General features: G+C 64.0%; 17 protein-coding genes. All 17 read left to right on the forward strand.

Features of this window, described 5'->3' with window-relative positions; genetic code table 11:
* Positions 1-127 precede the first annotated feature (127 nt).
* The 17 genes from ACWV14_RS10850 (at position 128) to ACWV14_RS10930 (ending at position 16,717) form a co-directional block, all read left to right on the forward strand.
* Positions 128-5,071: an N-6 DNA methylase gene (locus ACWV14_RS10850; RefSeq protein WP_454906783.1), complete on the forward strand. Its 4,944-nt coding sequence runs from the start codon at positions 128-130 to the stop codon at positions 5,069-5,071.
* A gap of 572 nt (positions 5,072-5,643) precedes the next feature.
* On the forward strand, positions 5,644-5,964 hold the full coding sequence (locus ACWV14_RS10855) for a hypothetical protein (RefSeq protein WP_454906785.1): 321 nt from the start codon (positions 5,644-5,646) through the stop codon (positions 5,962-5,964).
* Positions 5,965-6,171: 207 nt separating this feature from the next.
* The gene (locus tag ACWV14_RS10860; protein WP_454906787.1) at positions 6,172-6,429 is read left to right on the forward strand and encodes a hypothetical protein; all 258 of its coding nucleotides are present in this window, start codon (positions 6,172-6,174) and stop codon (positions 6,427-6,429) included.
* Between the two features lie 55 nt (positions 6,430-6,484).
* Positions 6,485-6,760 (forward strand): hypothetical protein, encoded by a 276-nt coding sequence (locus ACWV14_RS10865; protein ID WP_454906789.1) that lies wholly within the window; start codon positions 6,485-6,487, stop codon positions 6,758-6,760.
* 9 nt (positions 6,761-6,769) lie between these two features.
* On the forward strand, positions 6,770-7,084 hold the full coding sequence (locus tag ACWV14_RS10870) for a hypothetical protein (protein WP_454906791.1): 315 nt from the start codon (positions 6,770-6,772) through the stop codon (positions 7,082-7,084).
* Positions 7,081-7,506 (forward strand): hypothetical protein, encoded by a 426-nt coding sequence (locus ACWV14_RS10875; protein ID WP_454906793.1) that lies wholly within the window; start codon positions 7,081-7,083, stop codon positions 7,504-7,506. The genes ACWV14_RS10870 and ACWV14_RS10875 overlap by 4 nt, the downstream gene beginning before the upstream one ends.
* A complete protein-coding gene (locus tag ACWV14_RS10880) occupies positions 7,503-8,243 on the forward strand; it encodes a hypothetical protein (RefSeq protein WP_454906795.1) in 741 nt (246 codons plus the stop codon). The genes ACWV14_RS10875 and ACWV14_RS10880 overlap by 4 nt, the downstream gene beginning before the upstream one ends.
* Before the next feature lie 945 nt (positions 8,244-9,188).
* Positions 9,189-10,706: an IS21 family transposase gene (gene istA, locus ACWV14_RS10885; RefSeq protein ID WP_301505348.1), complete on the forward strand. Its 1,518-nt coding sequence runs from the start codon at positions 9,189-9,191 to the stop codon at positions 10,704-10,706.
* Entirely contained in the window at positions 10,699-11,490 is a 792-nt protein-coding gene (istB, locus tag ACWV14_RS10890; RefSeq protein WP_301505346.1) for an IS21-like element helper ATPase IstB, read from the forward strand. The genes istA and istB overlap by 8 nt, the downstream gene beginning before the upstream one ends.
* Positions 11,487-11,684 (forward strand): hypothetical protein, encoded by a 198-nt coding sequence (locus tag ACWV14_RS10895; protein WP_301512338.1) that lies wholly within the window; start codon positions 11,487-11,489, stop codon positions 11,682-11,684. The genes istB and ACWV14_RS10895 overlap by 4 nt, the downstream gene beginning before the upstream one ends.
* Before the next feature lie 151 nt (positions 11,685-11,835).
* Positions 11,836-11,964 carry a hypothetical protein gene (locus ACWV14_RS10900; RefSeq protein WP_454906797.1) on the forward strand — a complete coding sequence of 43 codons (129 nt, stop codon included), beginning with the start codon at positions 11,836-11,838 and terminating at the stop codon, positions 11,962-11,964.
* A gap of 256 nt (positions 11,965-12,220) precedes the next feature.
* Positions 12,221-12,823, forward strand: coding sequence for a hypothetical protein (locus tag ACWV14_RS10905; RefSeq protein WP_454906799.1), 603 nt, complete (start codon positions 12,221-12,223; stop codon positions 12,821-12,823).
* Between the two features lie 74 nt (positions 12,824-12,897).
* The gene (locus ACWV14_RS10910) at positions 12,898-13,431 is read left to right on the forward strand and encodes a hypothetical protein (protein WP_454906801.1); all 534 of its coding nucleotides are present in this window, start codon (positions 12,898-12,900) and stop codon (positions 13,429-13,431) included.
* A 143-nt stretch (positions 13,432-13,574) separates the two neighbouring features.
* Positions 13,575-13,940 carry a DUF5983 family protein gene (locus ACWV14_RS10915; RefSeq protein ID WP_454906803.1) on the forward strand — a complete coding sequence of 122 codons (366 nt, stop codon included), beginning with the start codon at positions 13,575-13,577 and terminating at the stop codon, positions 13,938-13,940.
* Positions 13,941-13,942: 2 nt separating this feature from the next.
* Positions 13,943-15,373: a DNA cytosine methyltransferase gene (locus tag ACWV14_RS10920; protein WP_454906805.1), complete on the forward strand. Its 1,431-nt coding sequence runs from the start codon at positions 13,943-13,945 to the stop codon at positions 15,371-15,373.
* Between the two features lie 184 nt (positions 15,374-15,557).
* Entirely contained in the window at positions 15,558-15,890 is a 333-nt protein-coding gene (locus tag ACWV14_RS10925) for a hypothetical protein (RefSeq protein WP_454906807.1), read from the forward strand.
* A gap of 281 nt (positions 15,891-16,171) precedes the next feature.
* Positions 16,172-16,717 carry a YcbK family protein gene (locus tag ACWV14_RS10930; protein WP_454906809.1) on the forward strand — a complete coding sequence of 182 codons (546 nt, stop codon included), beginning with the start codon at positions 16,172-16,174 and terminating at the stop codon, positions 16,715-16,717.
* Positions 16,718-17,190: the final 473 nt, after the last annotated feature.

A 17,190-nucleotide genomic window follows, 5' to 3' on the forward strand; every position in this document is an offset into this window, starting at 1 on the left:
TTTTCATCGCGCTCGCGCGCGACGGATGCAAACACAGGTCAAACAAATTTGTTGGCCTGTCTTCATTTTCACCCTCGGGGTTCATCGCCCCGAGAGAGGCGTGGACTCCTTTTGCAATGGAGCATTCATGCGAAAGAAATTTGCCCATGAAAATCAGCTCTCGCTGATCTTCGACGGGGTGGTGGACGCGGTCCTCGATCCGGTGCCGGAAGCCCCGCCCAATGCGCTCGCCCCCGTGGCGATCGCGGCGAAGGTGGCGTCCAGGCGCATCGAGCCGGAGGTCTTCTTCCAGATCGGCAGCCAACTCGACGCGGTCAGCGGCGAAGCGGCCAAGATCCGATACAACCTTGCGGCGCTGGAACTGCTGGATGGCAGCAGCGGCAACTTCGCCTCGCTCGATTCGGCGCAGCGCGACATTCTCGTGCGCTACACCGGCTGGGGCGGTGCCGCCAATGTGTTCGATCCCGACACGAAGTACAAGGCCCAACAGGACCGCCTCAAGGAACTGTTGAGCGAAACCCGGTACCGCTCTGCGCGGGAGTCCGTGCTGACGGCGTACTACACGCCGCCGGCCGTCATCCGCGCCATGTGGAAGGTCGTCGGCGAGATGGGTTTTCAGGGTGGAAACGTCCTGGACCCGAGCGCTGGCATCGGCCATTTCACGGGCTGCATGCCCGGCGAGATGCGTTCGGCCTCGACCATTACGATGGTCGAACCCGACAATGTCTCGGCATCCATCGCCAAGGCCCTGTACGCAAGCCGCACCGCCCGGATTCACTGCTGTGGCATCGAGGATGCGCCGCTGCGTGCGAATTCGTTCGACCTCGTGATCTCGAACATCCCGTTTGGCAACTACAAGCTGAACGACAAGCGCTTCAATGCGATGAAGCTGGTCATCCATGACTACTTCTTTGCCAAGGCGCTGGACCTGGTTCGTCCGGGCGGCATCGTCGCATTCCTGACCACGACGGGCACGCTGGACAAAGACAGCACACGCCTGCGCAGCTACCTCGCCCAGAAGGCGGATCTGGTCACCGCGCTGCGGCTGCCGAACAGCGCCTTCGAGGCACTCGGAGGAACGAGTGTGGGGACCGACATTCTGGTGTTGCGCAAGAAGCCGGCTGTCGAGGACGGACGCAAGGGGCTCGACTTCACGGCAAAGCATCAGGCGCCGAACCTGCGCGAAGGATACGTCGCGTACTGCGTCAACGAAGTATTTGCGGCCGACCCGCACCTGCATCTTGGCAAGGCGGTCGTGAGCAAGAGTCATCGCTATGGCGAGAAGGTGGTGTGGGAAACGAAGCTTCCCGCGGAGGTGGCCTTGCCCGAAGCGCTGGATCGCGCCATCGACTCGATGGCGGAGTGGGGCCACCTGCAAGGCTGGTACGCCCCGGCTGAAGATGCCATTCGCGACCCGCTGAGCGAGCAAACGCCGCAGTCGGTCCAGTCCGGCTACTTCTTCGATCTCGAAGGGCGAGTGGCGTACATCGACCCCTACGGCAATGCCGAGTCGCAGTCCCATCTGCCCGCCGCAACCTATGATCGCCTCGCGCGGATGATCGCGCTTCGCGACATTGCACTGGAGCTGATCGAGCGTGAGGTATCCGGGCAAGACGGGGCCTCGCTGCGACGTGCCCTTAACGACCGCTATGAGGGCTTTGTCAAGCGCCACGGGGCGCTGATGTTGCCGAAGAATCGAAAACTCATTTCCCTCGACGGACACGCACCCTTGCTGTGGTCGATGGAACGCTACTGCGAGCACGCCGAGGCCTGGCTGAAGGCGGACATCTTCACGATGTCCACGGTTTCCCGGGCCACGCTCGCGGAGACCGCGGAGTCGATCGGCGACGCGATCGCGCTGTCCTACAACCGCTTCGGGCGTATCGACCTGCCATTCATGGCGTCGGCACTGCAGCGCAACGAAGACGAGGTGACGGCAGAGCTGCTGGAAGCGGAACTGGCCTATGAGGACCCGGCGGACGGACGCATCGTGGACGCGACCGAGTACCTCAGCGGCGACGTTCGAGCGAAACTGATTTGCGCGCGCTCCGGCGCCATGGAGTCGCCCCGCTTCGAAGCCAACGTCAAGGCGCTGGAGGCCGTGATGCCGACGGACGTGCCGTTGGAGATGATTGCGATCAGACTCGGTGCACCCTGGCTTCATCCCGAAGAAATCGAGGCGTTCGCGCAGTCGATTTTCGAGGTGAGTGACAAGGTCTGCGAGGTGTCGCACAGTCCACTGCTCAGCGCGTGGACGGTCAAGGCCGGCAGTCAGTTCCTTCGGGACGGAAGGGCAACGGGCGATTGGGGCACCGGGCGCCGGAACTTTTTCGACCTGTTGCAGGCGGCGCTCAACCAGCAGCAGCCGAAGGTCACCGACAAGGTGGAAGTCGAAGGCAAGTTCCGGGATGTCGTCAATACCGCCGAGACCACGGCGGCACGGGACAAGGCGGCGAAGATCCACCAGGCCTTCGAGGTGTGGATCAAGCAGGACGACCCGCGAGGCAAAGCGCTGGAGGAGCGGTACAACAAGCTCTTCAACAGCACGGTGAACCGGAAGTACGACGGCTCGCACCTGATGATCCCTGGGCTCAATCCGCAGATCAACCTGCGTGATGCCCAGAAGGACTCCATCTGGCGTGGCGTGGTGAGCGGCAACGTGCTCTACGCGCTGGCGGTAGGCGGCGGCAAGACGCTGATTCAGATCTGCCTTGCGCAGGAGCTGAAGCGGCTCGGGCTGGCGCAGAAGCCCACGCTGGTGGTGCCGAACCACATGCTGGAAGCGTTTGCGGGCGAATACCTGCGGGCGTTTCCGCGAGCCAAGGTTCTGGCGGCGACCAAGGAAGACCTGGTCGGCGACAAGCGCAAGACGCTGCTGATGCGAATTGCCTCGGGCAACTGGGACGCGATCATCGTGACCCATGCGTCGTTCGGCAAGATCGGTCTGTCCAAGGAAGCGACCGACACGTTCATCGAGGCGACCAAGTGCGAGCTCGACGATGCGCTGAGTGAATGCAAGGGCAGCGCGGAGGACCGGGACAGTGTGCGCGACATCGAGCGCACCAAGAAATCGATCGAGGCCAAGCTGGAAGCGCTGACCGAGAGAGGTGAACGGGACGATGGCTGCCTGACATTCGACAAGCTGGGCATCGACCAGCTGATCGTCGACGAGGCGGACTTGTTCAAGAACCTCTGGTTTTTCACGCGCAAGACGCGAATTGCGGGCATCAACACGACCGCGTCGATCAGGGCATTCGACATGTTCCTGAAATCGCGCGAGGTCTTTCGGCGCCGAGGCGGCGACACCACCCGCGGCCTGGCATTCGCGACGGCGACACCGATCGCGAACACGGTGGCAGAACTGTTCATCATGCAGCTGTACCTCCAGGAGAACGCGCTGGCGCAGCGGGGGATCTCCCGCTTCGACGCATGGGCCGCGAACTTCGGCCGCGAGGTGACTTCGATCGAGGTCGCACCGGATGGCAGTGGGTACCGGATGCACACCCGGTTCTGCAAGTTCGACAACGTGCCCGAGTTGATGACGGTCTTCCGCGAGGTGGCCGAGATTCGCACGAAGGCCATGCTGAACCTGCCGGTGCCGAGTTTGGCCGGCGGTAGCCATACGGTGGTGAGCGTGCCGGCCAGCGACGTGTTGAAAGACTATGTTGCGGGGTTGGTGAAGCGGGCCGAGGCGATCCGAAATCGGTTGGTCGAGCCGGCAGAGGACAACATGCTGTGTGTGACGAGTGACGGGCGCAAAGCCGCACTCGACATGCGCTGCATCGATTCGGCATTGCCGGACTACAAGGGCGGCAAGGTGAACGCCTGCCTCGAGAACGTCTTCCGCCATTGGGAAGATGGCGAGGGTCAGCGGCTCACGCAACTGGTGTTCTGTGACCTGTCCACGCCGGCGAACACCCTGTTCTCGGTGTATCGGGACATGAGAGAGAAGCTGATTGCACGCGGCGTGACCGCGGCGGAGATCGCGTTTGCGCAGGACTACGGCACCGACCTGCAGAAGGCCGAGTTGCACCGCAAGGTGCGGGTCGGCAAGATCCGGGTTCTTTTTGGTTCCACCGAGCTCATGGGGTTCGGGACGAACGTGCAGGACCGGCTGATCGCGGAGCACCATCTGGATGCGCCGTGGCGGCCCCGGGACGTGGAACAGCGCGACGGCCGGATCGAGCGCCAGGGCAACCTGAACGACGAGATCTGGATCTATCGCTACGTCACCGAAGGAAGCTTCGACGCGTACATGTGGCAGACGCTGGAGACCAAAGCGCGCTTCATTGCGCAAGTGATGGAGGGCAAGGGCGATGTGCGCAGTATCGAAGACGTGACCAGCCAGGCGCTGTCGTACGCGGAGATCAAGGCGATCGCATCGGGGAACCCCCTGGTGATCGAGAAAGCCGGCGTCGATGCGGAAGTGGCCAAGCTGTCGCAGATTCGGGCGGCGTTCCACGAGCAGCAGTGGCAGTTGCGTCAGCGGCTGCACTGGGCGAGCGACAGCCTCGCGTCGGTGGAGCAATCCATCGCGGCGCTCAAGTCGGACCTTTCCGCAGCGGAAGGGCTCGGCGAATCTCTCGTTGTCGATGGCCGGTCATACCCGTCTGGCGAGCAGCTCGGGAAGTTGCTGATGGAGAAGATGGCGGTGGCGCGCATTGCTGCCGGCGGCCGTGATATCGGCGACAAGCGAGTGATTGAGCTGGCCTCCTGGGCAGGATTCACGCTGACGATGGAGTTCTTCGGTCGGGATGGCGTGCGCAAGACCCTCTGTGGCCCCTCGGGGTTGAAGGTGGAGCCCGACATGCCGATGGGCAAGGACGCCATCGCAAGATGGTTGCCGGGTCTCAAGCAGGTCTATGTGGACGTCCTCGAACAGCGCAGGCTCAAGCGCGATTCGCTGGTTTCGGAGGTCGCGTCGCTGCAACAGCAGGTCGGGCGAACGTTCGAATATGAAGAGCGGCTGCGCGCTGCAGTCGTCCGGCAGGAGGAAATCGACGCTTCCTTGGGGCTCATGCAAAGCGACAGCGCTGGCGTGGCACTCGAGGAGGTCGGCGAAGCCGCCTGATTGGCAAAGGGCAGGGGAGAAATCCCTTGCTCCCATCCCCCTTTCATTGGGGGGCTGGCTTGTGGTGCTTGCTTCAGGCATCACAAGCCAGCCCGACCTTTCCTTTGGCGGCCGAGTTCCGACCAGCGCCAATGACGTGCGGATCGCGGTCCGTTTCGAGGTTGCCGGACATGCACGGGCGAGCCACACTGGCGAGGTCGCTCCGCGCGGCACGATCGAAGTTTCGTCACGGGGTCTTGTCTGAGCTGCCCATTCGGCCCCGGTCAGTCCAAAGTCGAACGCTTCGGCCGAAGATCCCAAGTCCTTGCCGGTTGACGTATCCGCGAAGCCGCGCCGATACGTGAGCCGACGGGCTCCCTGGTTTTCAACTGCCCATTCACATGGAAGGAACCAGACAATGAATTCTCCGAAAGCGCCGAGCGCGCTGGTGTACCTCTATCGGGTGGGCCAGCTTTTCGCGAAGCGAGAGATCACGTGGAGGACCTGCCTCTGGGCGATGCGGACCCGGCCCCCTGCGGTCTGTGGACGCAGGGGCTCGTTTGGCATCGAATGATTCATCTGGGGAAAAACCAATGAGCCAGCACATCTACAACACCAATTTTCGGGATCGACCCGTGTCCATCGTGACAGGCTGGGACCGCCCGACACGCGAGTTCTTCCTGCAGATACGGCGGGTTGACGAACCGCGGGATGGCGAGGATGAAATCCTCTATTCCACGATCGAAGACGTGAATGCCTACGGCGCATGCGCCAATCAGGTGTTCATCGCGGTGGTCCTTCTCGAGCTTGGAATCAAGGTTCCCGGCTCCATGATCACCGAGAGCGCCGCCGACGCGGAGCACAACCGCGGCAACCGAATTGCGACCCACAGCGACGTGGGCTTCGACGGCTGACAGCCGTCGGCTAGGACGTGTCGAAGGCTTTCCGACGGGTCACACCGTAGGAAAGCGCTTCGCGCTACTGCCAGTGGGGCGTGGCGATTCGCCAGCGTCGCCAATCCTCTGATTGAAGAGATTTACCGATGTGCTTTCGGAGCGCATCGGCAAGTCCCTGCGGGCATCGTTTCTCAACTCAACTGCCTTGTGCAGAAGGAAACGAGCATGACCCTCATCATTGCCTTCAATTCGCTCAAGAAGCGCGCACGCAATCTCGACCCGGCTGCTGCTGACGAGATTGCAAACACCGATGTCAGAAAAGTCGACGTTCTCGTCGACCGCTATCCGAGCATCGTTCCCCCGAAGTACCAAACCTGTCATGTCGAGGCATTCGTCGACGGTGTCGGCGCCTGGGTGTGCGAATTCGACCTGTCCCGCAGTCGTCGCGCGTCAGCAGTCGAGCCTGCCGGTGCGACAGCTTGAGATTGACGGGCTTTCGCCAGTCGCCTTGCCCTGCGCTCGGCCGGACCTCGATTGCATGACCTGTGTCTTCGCGTCGGCCCACCAATGGGCCACGGTGAGAGCGATCGCGCCACAGCGATTCACGCTGATTGCGCATCACGAAGCCGACTTCGGCGTGACGATCCATCGAAAGATGGCTGTCGCAGCCCTTGCCGACACGGGCTCCCCCTATGAAACCGCGTCTGGCCCGAACGTCGCGCTGGCGCTCTCAGAGGACTACACGGCGCCCGTCGTACTCAACAACTGGACTCTTCCTCCCGGTGCGTTTGCGCAAGGGGGCGGTCCCAGTTGAAGGAATCAAATGAACTTGAAATCGCTGCGCGCACTGCACACGCGCTATCGCCGCCATGGCGGCCAACCTGCCAGACCGTTGGTCACCTGGTTGGACTGGGAATCCCTCGGGTCGATGTTCGGCATCGTGGGCGCGTTCCTGCTCGCCGTCGGTCTCGGCGCTGGCTACACAAGGCTGGGATGGCTCTGCTTTCTCGGCTCGAACCTGTCATGGCTGGCGTTCGCCAGGGCCAAGGGGTTCAACAAGCTCCAGTTGCAAACGCTGGCCTTCATGGCCTCGACGCTGCTGGGAATCTATCGCTCATTCTTTGGAGGATCGCCATGAATGCGACTGTTCTGCACCGGGTGTCATTGGATACCCGGAATTTTCATTTCGAGGCATTCGGCACGAGCGCCGAGCATGCGCTCTCCGCACTGCGGGCCGCGCTGACCGTGCATGTCGAGCAGCATCGGGGCCGGGTCGCCAGCACCTGGGTCGACGAAGTCATGGAAGATGTCGAGGCCAAGGCCATCGAGATCGGCGTGGGCTACCGCGATGGAGACCGTCTCGGTCCGGAAACAGCCGGGGTTGCGCTGGAGTCCCGCACTACTTCGCCGGAACGAACCTGCCTGGCCACCTTCGTGGCACTGGTCGAGAGCGCTGGCGGCGCATCGCGGCTTGCGCATCACGGGGCTGAACTCGGGCCCACGGTCTTTGCCGTGAAGCTTCAGGACGCGATCGACGCGGCCAGGGAGTTTCTGGCGTGAGTGTGCTGTCGTTTCCCGATCGGGGGAAGTGGGGCGACAGCGCATGGCGAGGCAATTGCTCGGGGCATGTGTACAAGACACTTTTCGAGCAACTGCAGCCGGGCTTCTTCATCGATCCCATGGTCGGCTCGGGAACGTCCGTGGAGGTCGCCAGAGAGATGGGAATCGACTGTTTGGGTCTCGATCTGCACAGCGGCTTCAACATCCTGCGCGACTCGGTGCTTCAGGCCGCAGGACGCGAGGGCGACCTGGTCCTGTCGCATCCGCCGTACCATTCGATGGTGGTCTACAGCGGTGAGCAATATCCCGGTGTGCAGGCCGACGACCTGTCGCGCTGTGACAGCGTCGACGAGTTCTACGAGAAGCTGCATGTGGCGCTGCTGAATCAGCGCAATGCGACGGTCGGCGACGGCCACTACGGGATGATCATGGGCGACATGCGCAAACACGGGCAGTACCACTGCTTCAGCGCCGAGATGATCGCCCGGATGCCCCGATCGGAGCTCGCGGCAGTGATCGTGAAGACCCAGCACAACACGGTCAGCGGCGATCGCGCGTACCGGAAGATGAAGTATCCCTTCATCCTGCACGAGTACATCGTCCTCTGGAAGAGGTCGCGGCGCATTGCGTCGATGCTCGCCACCTTAGCGGACATGGCCCATGCGGCGCAGCGGCGCATGACGGGAACCTGGAAGGCTGTGGTGCAGTCCGCGTTCATTGAGACGGGACAACTGTGAACGGCGGTCAGGAAGCGCGCTTATTCGGCGGTGAGAAGGCGCTTTTGTTCATCGGCGGTGAGAAGGCGCTTTTGTTCATCGGCGGTGAGGTGCCGTTTCCGTGACCGGCGGCGAGGCGGCGGTTTTGCAGTGATCGTTCGTGTGGGATGGGTCGCGCAGCAGGCCGCCCTGCAGGGCGGCCTGCTGCGCGGCGGCGCGTCGTGACGGCCACGGTCCTCTGGGAGGGTGGGCTGCGAGTGCGGTAGAACTCGGGGCATGCCCGAGTCGTAGGCGGGCACGGCGGCGGCCGTTGGCCTGGCAGCTTCATTCCGCACGCCGTGCCCTACAACACGCCGAAGCGGATGCAGCGCCAGTGTATTGCGAACGGGCCGGGCCCGCTCGCAGCAGCGGGGCGCCGCTCTGAGCGGCGAGGTCCTCGGGAGTGACCCCGAGGAGCCTGGCAACTGGTCGACCATCCCGCCCGCCTGTTCGTGTGCGCGCGCTGCCGTGCACAGGTGCTGCTGTGCAGTCGCTGCGATCGCGGCCAGCGCTATTGCGGCCCGGCGTGCTCTCGCGCAGCACGCCAGGACTCGCAGCGCGAGGCCGCACGGCGCTACCAGGCAGGCCGCGCCGGACGCATGGCGCATGCCGAGCGCGCACGCCGCTGGCGCCAGCGACGCCGCGAACGCGAGCGGCCGTGCCACTCAGTGGCCGCGTTGGACACTGCCGCCACCAACATCGTGACGCATCAGGGTTCCCCGATCCCGGCCCTCGGTGCTCCACTGGCCGCGCCTGAGCAAGCCCACGTGCGCGCGCCCTCCGTGTCCGATGCGACGCCGATCGCCTGGCGCTGCCGGCGCTGTGCCGCGGCGCTGTCGCCCTGGACTCGCCAGGGCTTCCTGCGTCACGCCCGCGCTTCACGCTGGCCTGCTCGCCTCATCGATCCCTGTCCGTGAAGGAGACACCTTGGTTATCCATGCCGATCTGAGTGCGCAGATCCTGCGTCTGTACCGCGCCGAGCGCTGGCGCGTAGGCACCATCGCCCGCCAGTTGCATGTGCATCGCGATACCGTGCGGCGCGTGCTCGCGCAGGCCGGCGATCCCGCGCCGGCTTCGCCGCTGCGGCCCAGTCGCATCGATCCGTACCGCGACTTCGTCCTCGCGACCTTGGTCAAGTTCCCCACGCTCACCGCCGCGCGGCTGTTCACGATGGTCCACGAACGCGGCTACCGCGGCAGCCCTGAGCACTTCCGCCATGTCATTGCCGGCATGCGCCCGCGCCCAGCGGCCGAGGCCTTCCTGCGGCTGCGCACCCTTGCGGGTGAGGCCGCCCAAGTTGACTGGGCTCATTTCGGTCACCTGCAGATCGGCCGTGCACGCCGACCGCTGATGGCCTTCGTGATGGTGCTGAGCTACTCGCGGCGTATCTTCCTGAGGTTCTTCCTCGATGCCCGGATGGACAGCTTCCTGCGCGGCCATGCCGAGGCCTTTATCGCCTATGGCGGGTGCGCGAGGGTCCTGCTCTACGACAACCTCAAGAGCGCCGTACTCGAGCGCGTAGGCGACGCCGTGCGCTTCAACCCCGAGCTGCTCAAGTTCGCCGCCCATCATTGCTTCGAGCCGCGCCCGGTGGCCATCGCGCGCGGGAACGAGAAGGGCCGGGTCGAGCGCGCCATACGCTACGTTCGCGACAGCTTCTTCGCCGCCCGTGCCTTCATCGACCTGGACGATCTGAACGCTCAGGCGCGCGCCTGGTGCGAGGGCCAGGCGTCGCAGCGGCGCTGGCCGGAGGATTCACGCCTGAGCGTGAACGATGCCTTCGAGGTCGAGCGATCGAGCCTGCTGGCGTTGCCCGAGCGCGAGTACCCGCTGGGCGAGCGCGTGGCCGTGCAGGTGGGCAAGACACCCTACGTGCGGTTCGACCTGAACGACTACACGGTGCCGCACACCCATGTGCGGCGCACGCTGTCGGTGCTTGCCGATGACCGGCGCATGCGCGTCTTCGACGGGGCACAGGAAGTCGCCTCGCACCCGCGCAGCTATGACAGCGGCCAACAGATCGAGGATCTGGCCCATATCCAGGCGCTGGTGGAGCGCAAGCGCGCCGCCCATGCGCATCGCGGCACCGATCGGCTCGCCCATGCTGCGCCGGGGGCGCTCGCGTTGCTCAAGGCGGCGGCCGCGCGCGGCCACAACCTGGGCACCATCACGGCCGCGCTGCTGCGCTTGCTCGATCGCTATGGCGCCGCGCCCCTGCAGGCGGCCATCGGCGAAGCGCTCAAACGCGATGTGCCACACCCCAACGCCGTGCGCCTGGCACTGGAGCGCGCCCGCGAGGAGCAGGGCCTGCCGCCGCCCACCGAGCTGCGCCTGAGCGAGGAGGTCGCCCGGCGCGACGCGCCGGTGCGCTCGCACGCGCTGGCGTCGTACGACCAGATCGTGCAGGCCTCACAGCCCGACCAAGGAGATCGCCGCGATGAGTGAGACACCGATGAACGCCGCCGAGTTGCGCGAACAGGCCCAGGGCCTCCGTCTGCATGGGCTTCTGGCCCATTGGTCCGAGGTGATGGCCGACGCCGATGCGGCGCAGCGCATCGCGCAGTGGCTGCGCTGGGAGCTCCAGGAACGCGGCCGACGAAGCCTGGAGCGGCGCCTTCGCGATGCGCACATCGGGCAATTCAAGCCCGTCGCCGACTTCGACTGGAGCTGGCCCACGCAGATCGATCGCGCAGCCATCGAGGAGCTCATGACGCTGCAGTTCCTCGCCGATGCCACCAACGTCGTGTTCGCCGGCCCCAACGGCGTGGGCAAGACGATGTGCGCCTGCAACCTGGGCTACCAGGCCGTGCTGGCAGGACATACGGTGCTGTTCGTCACCGCCGGGCAGTTGCTCGGCGACCTCGCGGCGCTGGACAGCGACTCGGCCCTGCGCAGCAGGCTGCGCCGCTATGCCGCGCCCGATCTGCTGCTCATCGACGAGGTCGGCTACCTGTCCTACTCCAACCGCCACGCCGACTTGCTCTTCGAGCTGGTCAGCCGCCGCTACCAGCACAAGAGCACCGTGGTCACAACGAACAAGGCGTTTGCCGACTGGGGCGAGGTCTTCCCCAACGCAGGGTGCGTCGTCTCGCTCGTGGACCGCCTCATGCACCGCGCCGAGGTCGTGCGCATCGAGGGCCAGTCCTATCGCGCCAAGGAAGCTCAGGAGCGCCTGGCTGCGCGTTCCAGGCAGCGCGCAGGCAAACCTGTCAGGAGCAAGAAGTCATGATGTCCGAGCGCGAACAACCACCAACGCTTCCCACCAACTGGACTGCCGAGCAGGCCCTGGCCGTCTTCGAGTGCCTGCGCGTGCTGCGCGAGCAGCTGTGGAGAATCTACGGCCGCGACGTCCAGCAGGCCTGGTACGACCAGCTCGTGCACGACGAGCCGCCTGCGTCCTTCGATCCGGACGAGCCGTTCTGAACCCCGCTCACCCAACCAGGGCCCCGCAAGGGGCCCTCTTCCATTGCGCCTCAACCACCTGCAAAACCGCATCCTCACCGCCGAATAGCAGCGGATTTACACCGCCGCCAACAGACAACGAAAGATTGTCCTGGCGGACCTCTATCGCGTGGTGAGTGATCACGCGCCCGAGAAGGTCGCAGCCAACGAGAACTGGAAGGCCAAGGTGCGGCAGACCCTTCAACTGGACTCGCGTTATCGCAACGTGGAGCCTGGTGTCTGGGAACTGGCGCCCGGCTGACCAACCGCAGACCTTCGGGTCTGCCACTGTGCTTGAAAAAGCGAGCACAGCGGCAGACGCGGCGGACGGCAATAGCGCGGACGTGGGCCAGCGCCTAACGATTGTTCCTGGTCATATCGGCTGCTTCCATCGGGACCTGCCGTTCTCCTTGCACCTCCGCCAAGGGGCTGTCCAATGCGTCCGGTTCGGGATTCATTGGCAAGCTTGGGCTTGGTCCTTTCTCAACGTGTCTCCTGTACGGAGAAGAAAGGAATCCATGGTCATCAACGAAACGGGCCGCCTGGTCGTTCATGCGGACGATGTCCGGCCGGAAGAGGAGGAAAACCGCATCGTTCTGTTCCGCCACGACGGCCGGTGGGACTGCTTGCCTGCCCAGAACTGGCAATACAGCCACTTCTACACCCTGTGCGGCGACTTCGCCGTGCGGGCGGAGTCAGGAACCTTGACGGTCAACGGGGCGCGCATGCTGCCCGAGAAGTACTTGGCGCTCTGGCGCACGGCGTTCCAGGCGGCGCGGCCGGTGTCGACAGTTGCCGGGCTTGCCCTGGCCTGGGATCTGCGACTTGCGGCCAGCGATGTCGTCCGCGATGTGGATGGCGAGTGCGACAGCGATGCGTTCACCGACGGGGCGCAGTTCATGCAGGCCGAGGACGCCGCACATCGACGTTGGCGAATTCCATTTGGTCCGGCCGCCAACGGTACGCTGGTGCGCCGGCTCGCCGGTCTTGGCTGTCTGGGCAGTCAATCGCCGGCGGGCAGTCATTTGCGACTCGTCGTCTTGACACCGCCGGCTTCCCAACTCCCTTCCGCGGAGACCCATGTGTCTCTTCAGCAATCCCCGCTTTGGGAGGCAGCATGAGCTCCGAGTGCGAGTACAGACACTGTGCGGTTCGCTTCGATAGGGCGCGGCATGGGCTGAAGGAAGATTTGCTGGTGCTGTCCGTCCTGATGGGCTCGAGCAACGTGTTCGCTGCAAGCGGAGCAAGAACGCGCAGGTGGCATGTCGCATCCATCGGGACGTTCGACGAAGCAATGGCGGGGAGTATTCGAAACGCCGGCGCTTGCGAGGGCGGCAGCCTGTGCGTAGGCAGCTTCGGACAGAGCGGGGCGATGACGCCCGAGCGGTACATCGCCCGTCTGCGCAAGATACTGACCAACGCCAGCGACCCTGCGTTGACGGACGTTCGGCTCGAGCTGAGGGTGACCGTGTCCGATCATCTGATTGGCCGAATGGACCCGCACCGTGTGGCGCTGCTTCACGAACTGGCGGCATCGGACGTCAGATGCGCGAGGTCGACTGCGTTCGGCACGCTCGGCGGCACCACCGGAGATGGGGCCTACAAGAACCTGCCGTGCCGCCGCTGGGAATTCGACGGCCCGTTGGAAGTCGCGCTTTTCGAGAGATTCCGATCGCTTGACGACAACCCATGGCCCAGCAGCCGGGCCTTCGGCCCTGGCGAAGTCTGACCTGATTTGACCCGGCGGGCGCCAGCGGCGCCCCTGCGAACCCACCTTGGTGGGTTTGCATATGCGTGTCGTCGCGCGCATATGCAAGTCCACGTGCTGTTGCCTTTCTCAACAGCTGCTCTGCGCAGCATGAAAGGTACGCAATGACAACTTCGGTTGCACAGGCCGTGTCATCGCCACTGGCGATTCAACAGATTGGCGAAGCCGAGCCGAGAAAGCTCACGCTTCTGGATCTCTCGACAGCGCATCTCGCTGCGGTGACGCGGGAATTGATGAGCAACGATGCGGTCGACGCCATCGTCTATCGAAAGGACGAACACGGCTGGTTTGTCTACGTTCCGTCGAAGGCCGACGGCGTCGATATCGGCGAGCACTGCCCGGGCGATCTGGCCGCGTGCATTCGCTACGCGCAAAGGCATGACGCGGACTGGATCATGTTCGACGGCGATGCCGAGGTGTGCGGCGATCTGGCGTCGTACGACGATGCTGCGGGCGCGGCGGAGCAATGACCATGGGCGCGAAGTTTGACCTCTGGATCAAGAAGATCGGCATGAACCGTGGAGCGCCACGGCTGTGGCTGGAGACGCCTCGCATCACGAATGCAGGCCTGTCCCCGGGCTGCCGGTTCAACATCGAGCCGAGGGGCGGGGCACTGGTGCTCAAACCCCACACTACGGGCACGCATGGCGTGTGCTCCAAGCGCCGCAATGGAAGGACGGTTCCCGTCGTGGACATCAACAGCGCGGAGATTCTCCAGGTCTTCGCGCGGCTGGGCGTGGTTCGCATCGTGGTCCGTGTCGATGGCGTCTGGGTGATGCCGCTGGCGTCGGAGCTGGCCAAGCAGGAGCGCATGAACCGGCTTCTCGCGAAGCTGGCTCTGGGAGAACCACTCTCTACCGCAAGCCTGGCGCACGGTGGCGGCATCCTGTCGCACGCTGCCCATGCCGGGTTCGGGGATGAAGGACTGCAGGTCGCCCTGGCCTTTGCCAATGAGATCGATGAAGGCTACGCCCTGCAGTCCACGTTGCAGAACGACGCGACCGGCGATGCGTGCATGCTGGTGGCACCGCTGCAGGAACTCGCACAGGACGAATGGGCCATGGCTCGTCTGCCCAAGGTCGAAGTGCTGGAGATGGGGTTGCCGTGCTCCGGTGCCTCCAAGGCCGGCAAGAGCAAACGCGGGATCAGCATGATGGAGTCGCATCCGGAGGTTGGCCACCTGGTGGTACCGGCGATTGCCCTCATCCAGAGGGCCCAGCCGGCCGTCGTGCTGCTCGAGAACGTGGAGTCCTATGCGTCCAGTGCCTCGGCCGAGATCTTGCGATCGCAGCTTCGAGACATGGGCTACAAGGTGACCGAGGTGGTGCTGTCGGCACGGGATTTTGGGTGCATCGAGAACCGGGTCCGCTGGATCCTGGTGGCCGCGACCGATGGCTTGGTCTTCGATGCGACACAGGCCCTGCCGGCGTCGGCGCCTGCGCGATCGTCGGTGTTGGAGGCGTACCTTGATCCGGTTGCGCCCGATGCACAGTGCTGGTCGGAGCTCGGCTACCTGAAGGAAAAGGAAGTCCGCGACCTGGCGGCGGGCAAGGGCTTCGGGATGCAGATCGTCGATGCCACGTCAACGAGCGTGCCGACGATTCGAAAGCACTACAACAAGGGTGGCTCGACCGATCCCTACGTCCAGCATCCGGAGAATCCGGACCTGCTGCGCAAGTTCACCCCGGTCGAGCATGCACGGATCAAGGGCGTGCCGCTGCACCTGATCGACGGGTTGCCGGCGACGACGGCCCACGAGATGCTGGGGCAGGGCATCGCGTACGAGCCTTTGCGCGCGATGTTTCGCCTCATCGGCCGGTCGCTGAAGGCGCTTCAGGCTACTGGTCCACAGCTCAGCGGCATCAGTGCCGCGGCCGAGCGCCTGGGCGCGGTCATCGGCTGATTTCACATGGACAAGGTGCCCCGTCGCTCTTCGGAGTGACGGGGCATTTTCATATGTGACGTCGCGATCCAGAGGAACATCTGGCGGGGTCGTCCTTGGGCATGCAGGCTCGGCGCAAGAGCTCTGCGGGGAATTGGCGTCTGAAATCGGCAGTCTCACCCCTTGGTGTCAGGCCATGGTCTTCTTGAAGTACCAACTGGACGAGCGCCAAGGAGTCTCTGCGCCCCTCACTGGGATAGCATGGCGCATCATTCCCCACGAAAAGCCTATGTCGCCAGATGCTCAAGCTGTCCTTCAATACTTCAAGAGGCACTTCATTTCGCCCAAGGGGGCGGTGAGTGCCGGACAACGAATCCAGGCCGTCGCACACGGCATGAAGATGACACGGGAAGGGGTGGCGCTTGGCCTCAAAGAACTGGTCGAGGCTGGCTTCATGAGCATGAGTGAGGACAACATGGGCGCCGTACTGACCCCCAAGGGAAAGCATCACATTGGGGTTGGGCCAGCAGTCGATTGACCTGCCTGCCGAGGTCCGGCCCCGTTGTCAACGGTTGGCTGGAGTTGCACTTGATATGACTCTGATTTTCATATCACGTCTGCAATGTGCTGTCAGGTCAAGGTTAAAAGCTTCCATAAGGTCTGCGTTCTGGCGGCTGTAGGCGAAGTCGCTGTCAAAGCGCCTCCAGATCTAGCGGCCAAATTTGGCCGCTTGGCCTGAACGACGATCCAGTCGAATTCCGGGCCGAGAGCCGCGCCATTCCAACCTGGGGCGCGCGCAGCCGTTGGCACGATGGCCATATGCTTCGTCGCCAATTCCTGAAAGTCACCGCCGCCGGTGCGATCGCCCAGATCGTGACACCAGCTGCGATGGGGCAATCCGCCGACTTCTGGTCGCAACCGCGTTCGGTGTGGTTGTACCGGCCGCAGACCCGGGAGCAGGTTCGCGAAACCTACTTCGCCGATGGGCAGATCGTCTGGAGCGGCTATGCGCGGCTGTGCATGCTGCTGCGGGACTCACAGGCCAATTCCGCGGTGCAGATGTCGCCCGTGCTGCTGGACATCCTCTGCGGATTGCAGGGGTGGCTGACGGCCAACGGCATTCAGCGGCCGCTGGTCACGAACTCCGGCTACCGGACGCCGCGAACCAACGCGAACACCGAGGGCGCAGCGCGCAACAGTCTGCACAAGGAAGGACGGGCGTGGGATGGTCGGGTGCCCGGCGTCAGCACGGAGTCCCTGGCAAGGTTCGGCTTCTACCTCTCGGGCGGCGGCGTCGGTTTCTATCAGGCGCGCGACTTCCTTCATCTGGATGACGGTCGTATGAGGTTCTGGCGAGGGGTCTGAAGCCGGACCAATGAGGTGCGGAACACGGCCTCTTTCGGCGATTGTCTTCGGCGTCCAAGGCTCGATACTCCGAGTACCGCCTCGCGCGGAACGACGTCCTCTGATTCCACCGACATGGCAAGTCCTTCATGCGGCACCTTGGTCGGAATCGCCGTCGTTTTGAGAGTGTTCAGTCGCTGACCGGACACCCTCAAGCCGATCTGCTCTGGCTTGCCCCTTTTCAACCCGACAAGTTCGGAAAGGAGGAAATCGTGCGCTGTATGTAGCTGCCCCGAGGCGGCCTTCAGGTTGACCGACAAGATGAGCCTGTTGCTCAGCTTCACACCATCCAAGCCCCCATATCTTCACCTGCGGTGAACGACGCCTCAGACGCTGCCTTGGCACGGGCAGCGCGACGGGCAACGATCGATAAGCATCCTCCGCCGTCGCGCGGTATGCCGTACCCCGTCCAATCAATTGCCATATCGGCGATT

Source organism: Variovorax durovernensis (assembly GCF_977011995.1).

Bases quoted from the DNA above. Each gene is read 5' to 3' on its own strand.
- ACWV14_RS10850 (WP_454906783.1), top strand. From the start codon at position 128: ATGCGAAAGAAATTTGCCCATGAAAATCAGCTCTCGCTGATCTTCGAC.
- ACWV14_RS10855 (WP_454906785.1), top strand. From the start codon at position 5,644: ATGAGCCAGCACATCTACAACACCAATTTTCGGGATCGACCCGTGTCC.
- ACWV14_RS10860 (WP_454906787.1), top strand. From the start codon at position 6,172: ATGACCCTCATCATTGCCTTCAATTCGCTCAAGAAGCGCGCACGCAAT.
- ACWV14_RS10865 (WP_454906789.1), top strand. From the start codon at position 6,485: ATGACCTGTGTCTTCGCGTCGGCCCACCAATGGGCCACGGTGAGAGCG.
- ACWV14_RS10870 (WP_454906791.1), top strand. From the start codon at position 6,770: ATGAACTTGAAATCGCTGCGCGCACTGCACACGCGCTATCGCCGCCAT.
- ACWV14_RS10875 (WP_454906793.1), top strand. From the start codon at position 7,081: ATGAATGCGACTGTTCTGCACCGGGTGTCATTGGATACCCGGAATTTT.
- istB (WP_301505346.1), top strand. From the start codon at position 10,699: ATGAGTGAGACACCGATGAACGCCGCCGAGTTGCGCGAACAGGCCCAG.
- ACWV14_RS10895 (WP_301512338.1), top strand. From the start codon at position 11,487: ATGATGTCCGAGCGCGAACAACCACCAACGCTTCCCACCAACTGGACT.
- ACWV14_RS10905 (WP_454906799.1), top strand. From the start codon at position 12,221: ATGGTCATCAACGAAACGGGCCGCCTGGTCGTTCATGCGGACGATGTC.
- ACWV14_RS10915 (WP_454906803.1), top strand. From the start codon at position 13,575: ATGACAACTTCGGTTGCACAGGCCGTGTCATCGCCACTGGCGATTCAA.
- ACWV14_RS10920 (WP_454906805.1), top strand. From the start codon at position 13,943: ATGGGCGCGAAGTTTGACCTCTGGATCAAGAAGATCGGCATGAACCGT.
- ACWV14_RS10930 (WP_454906809.1), top strand. From the start codon at position 16,172: ATGCTTCGTCGCCAATTCCTGAAAGTCACCGCCGCCGGTGCGATCGCC.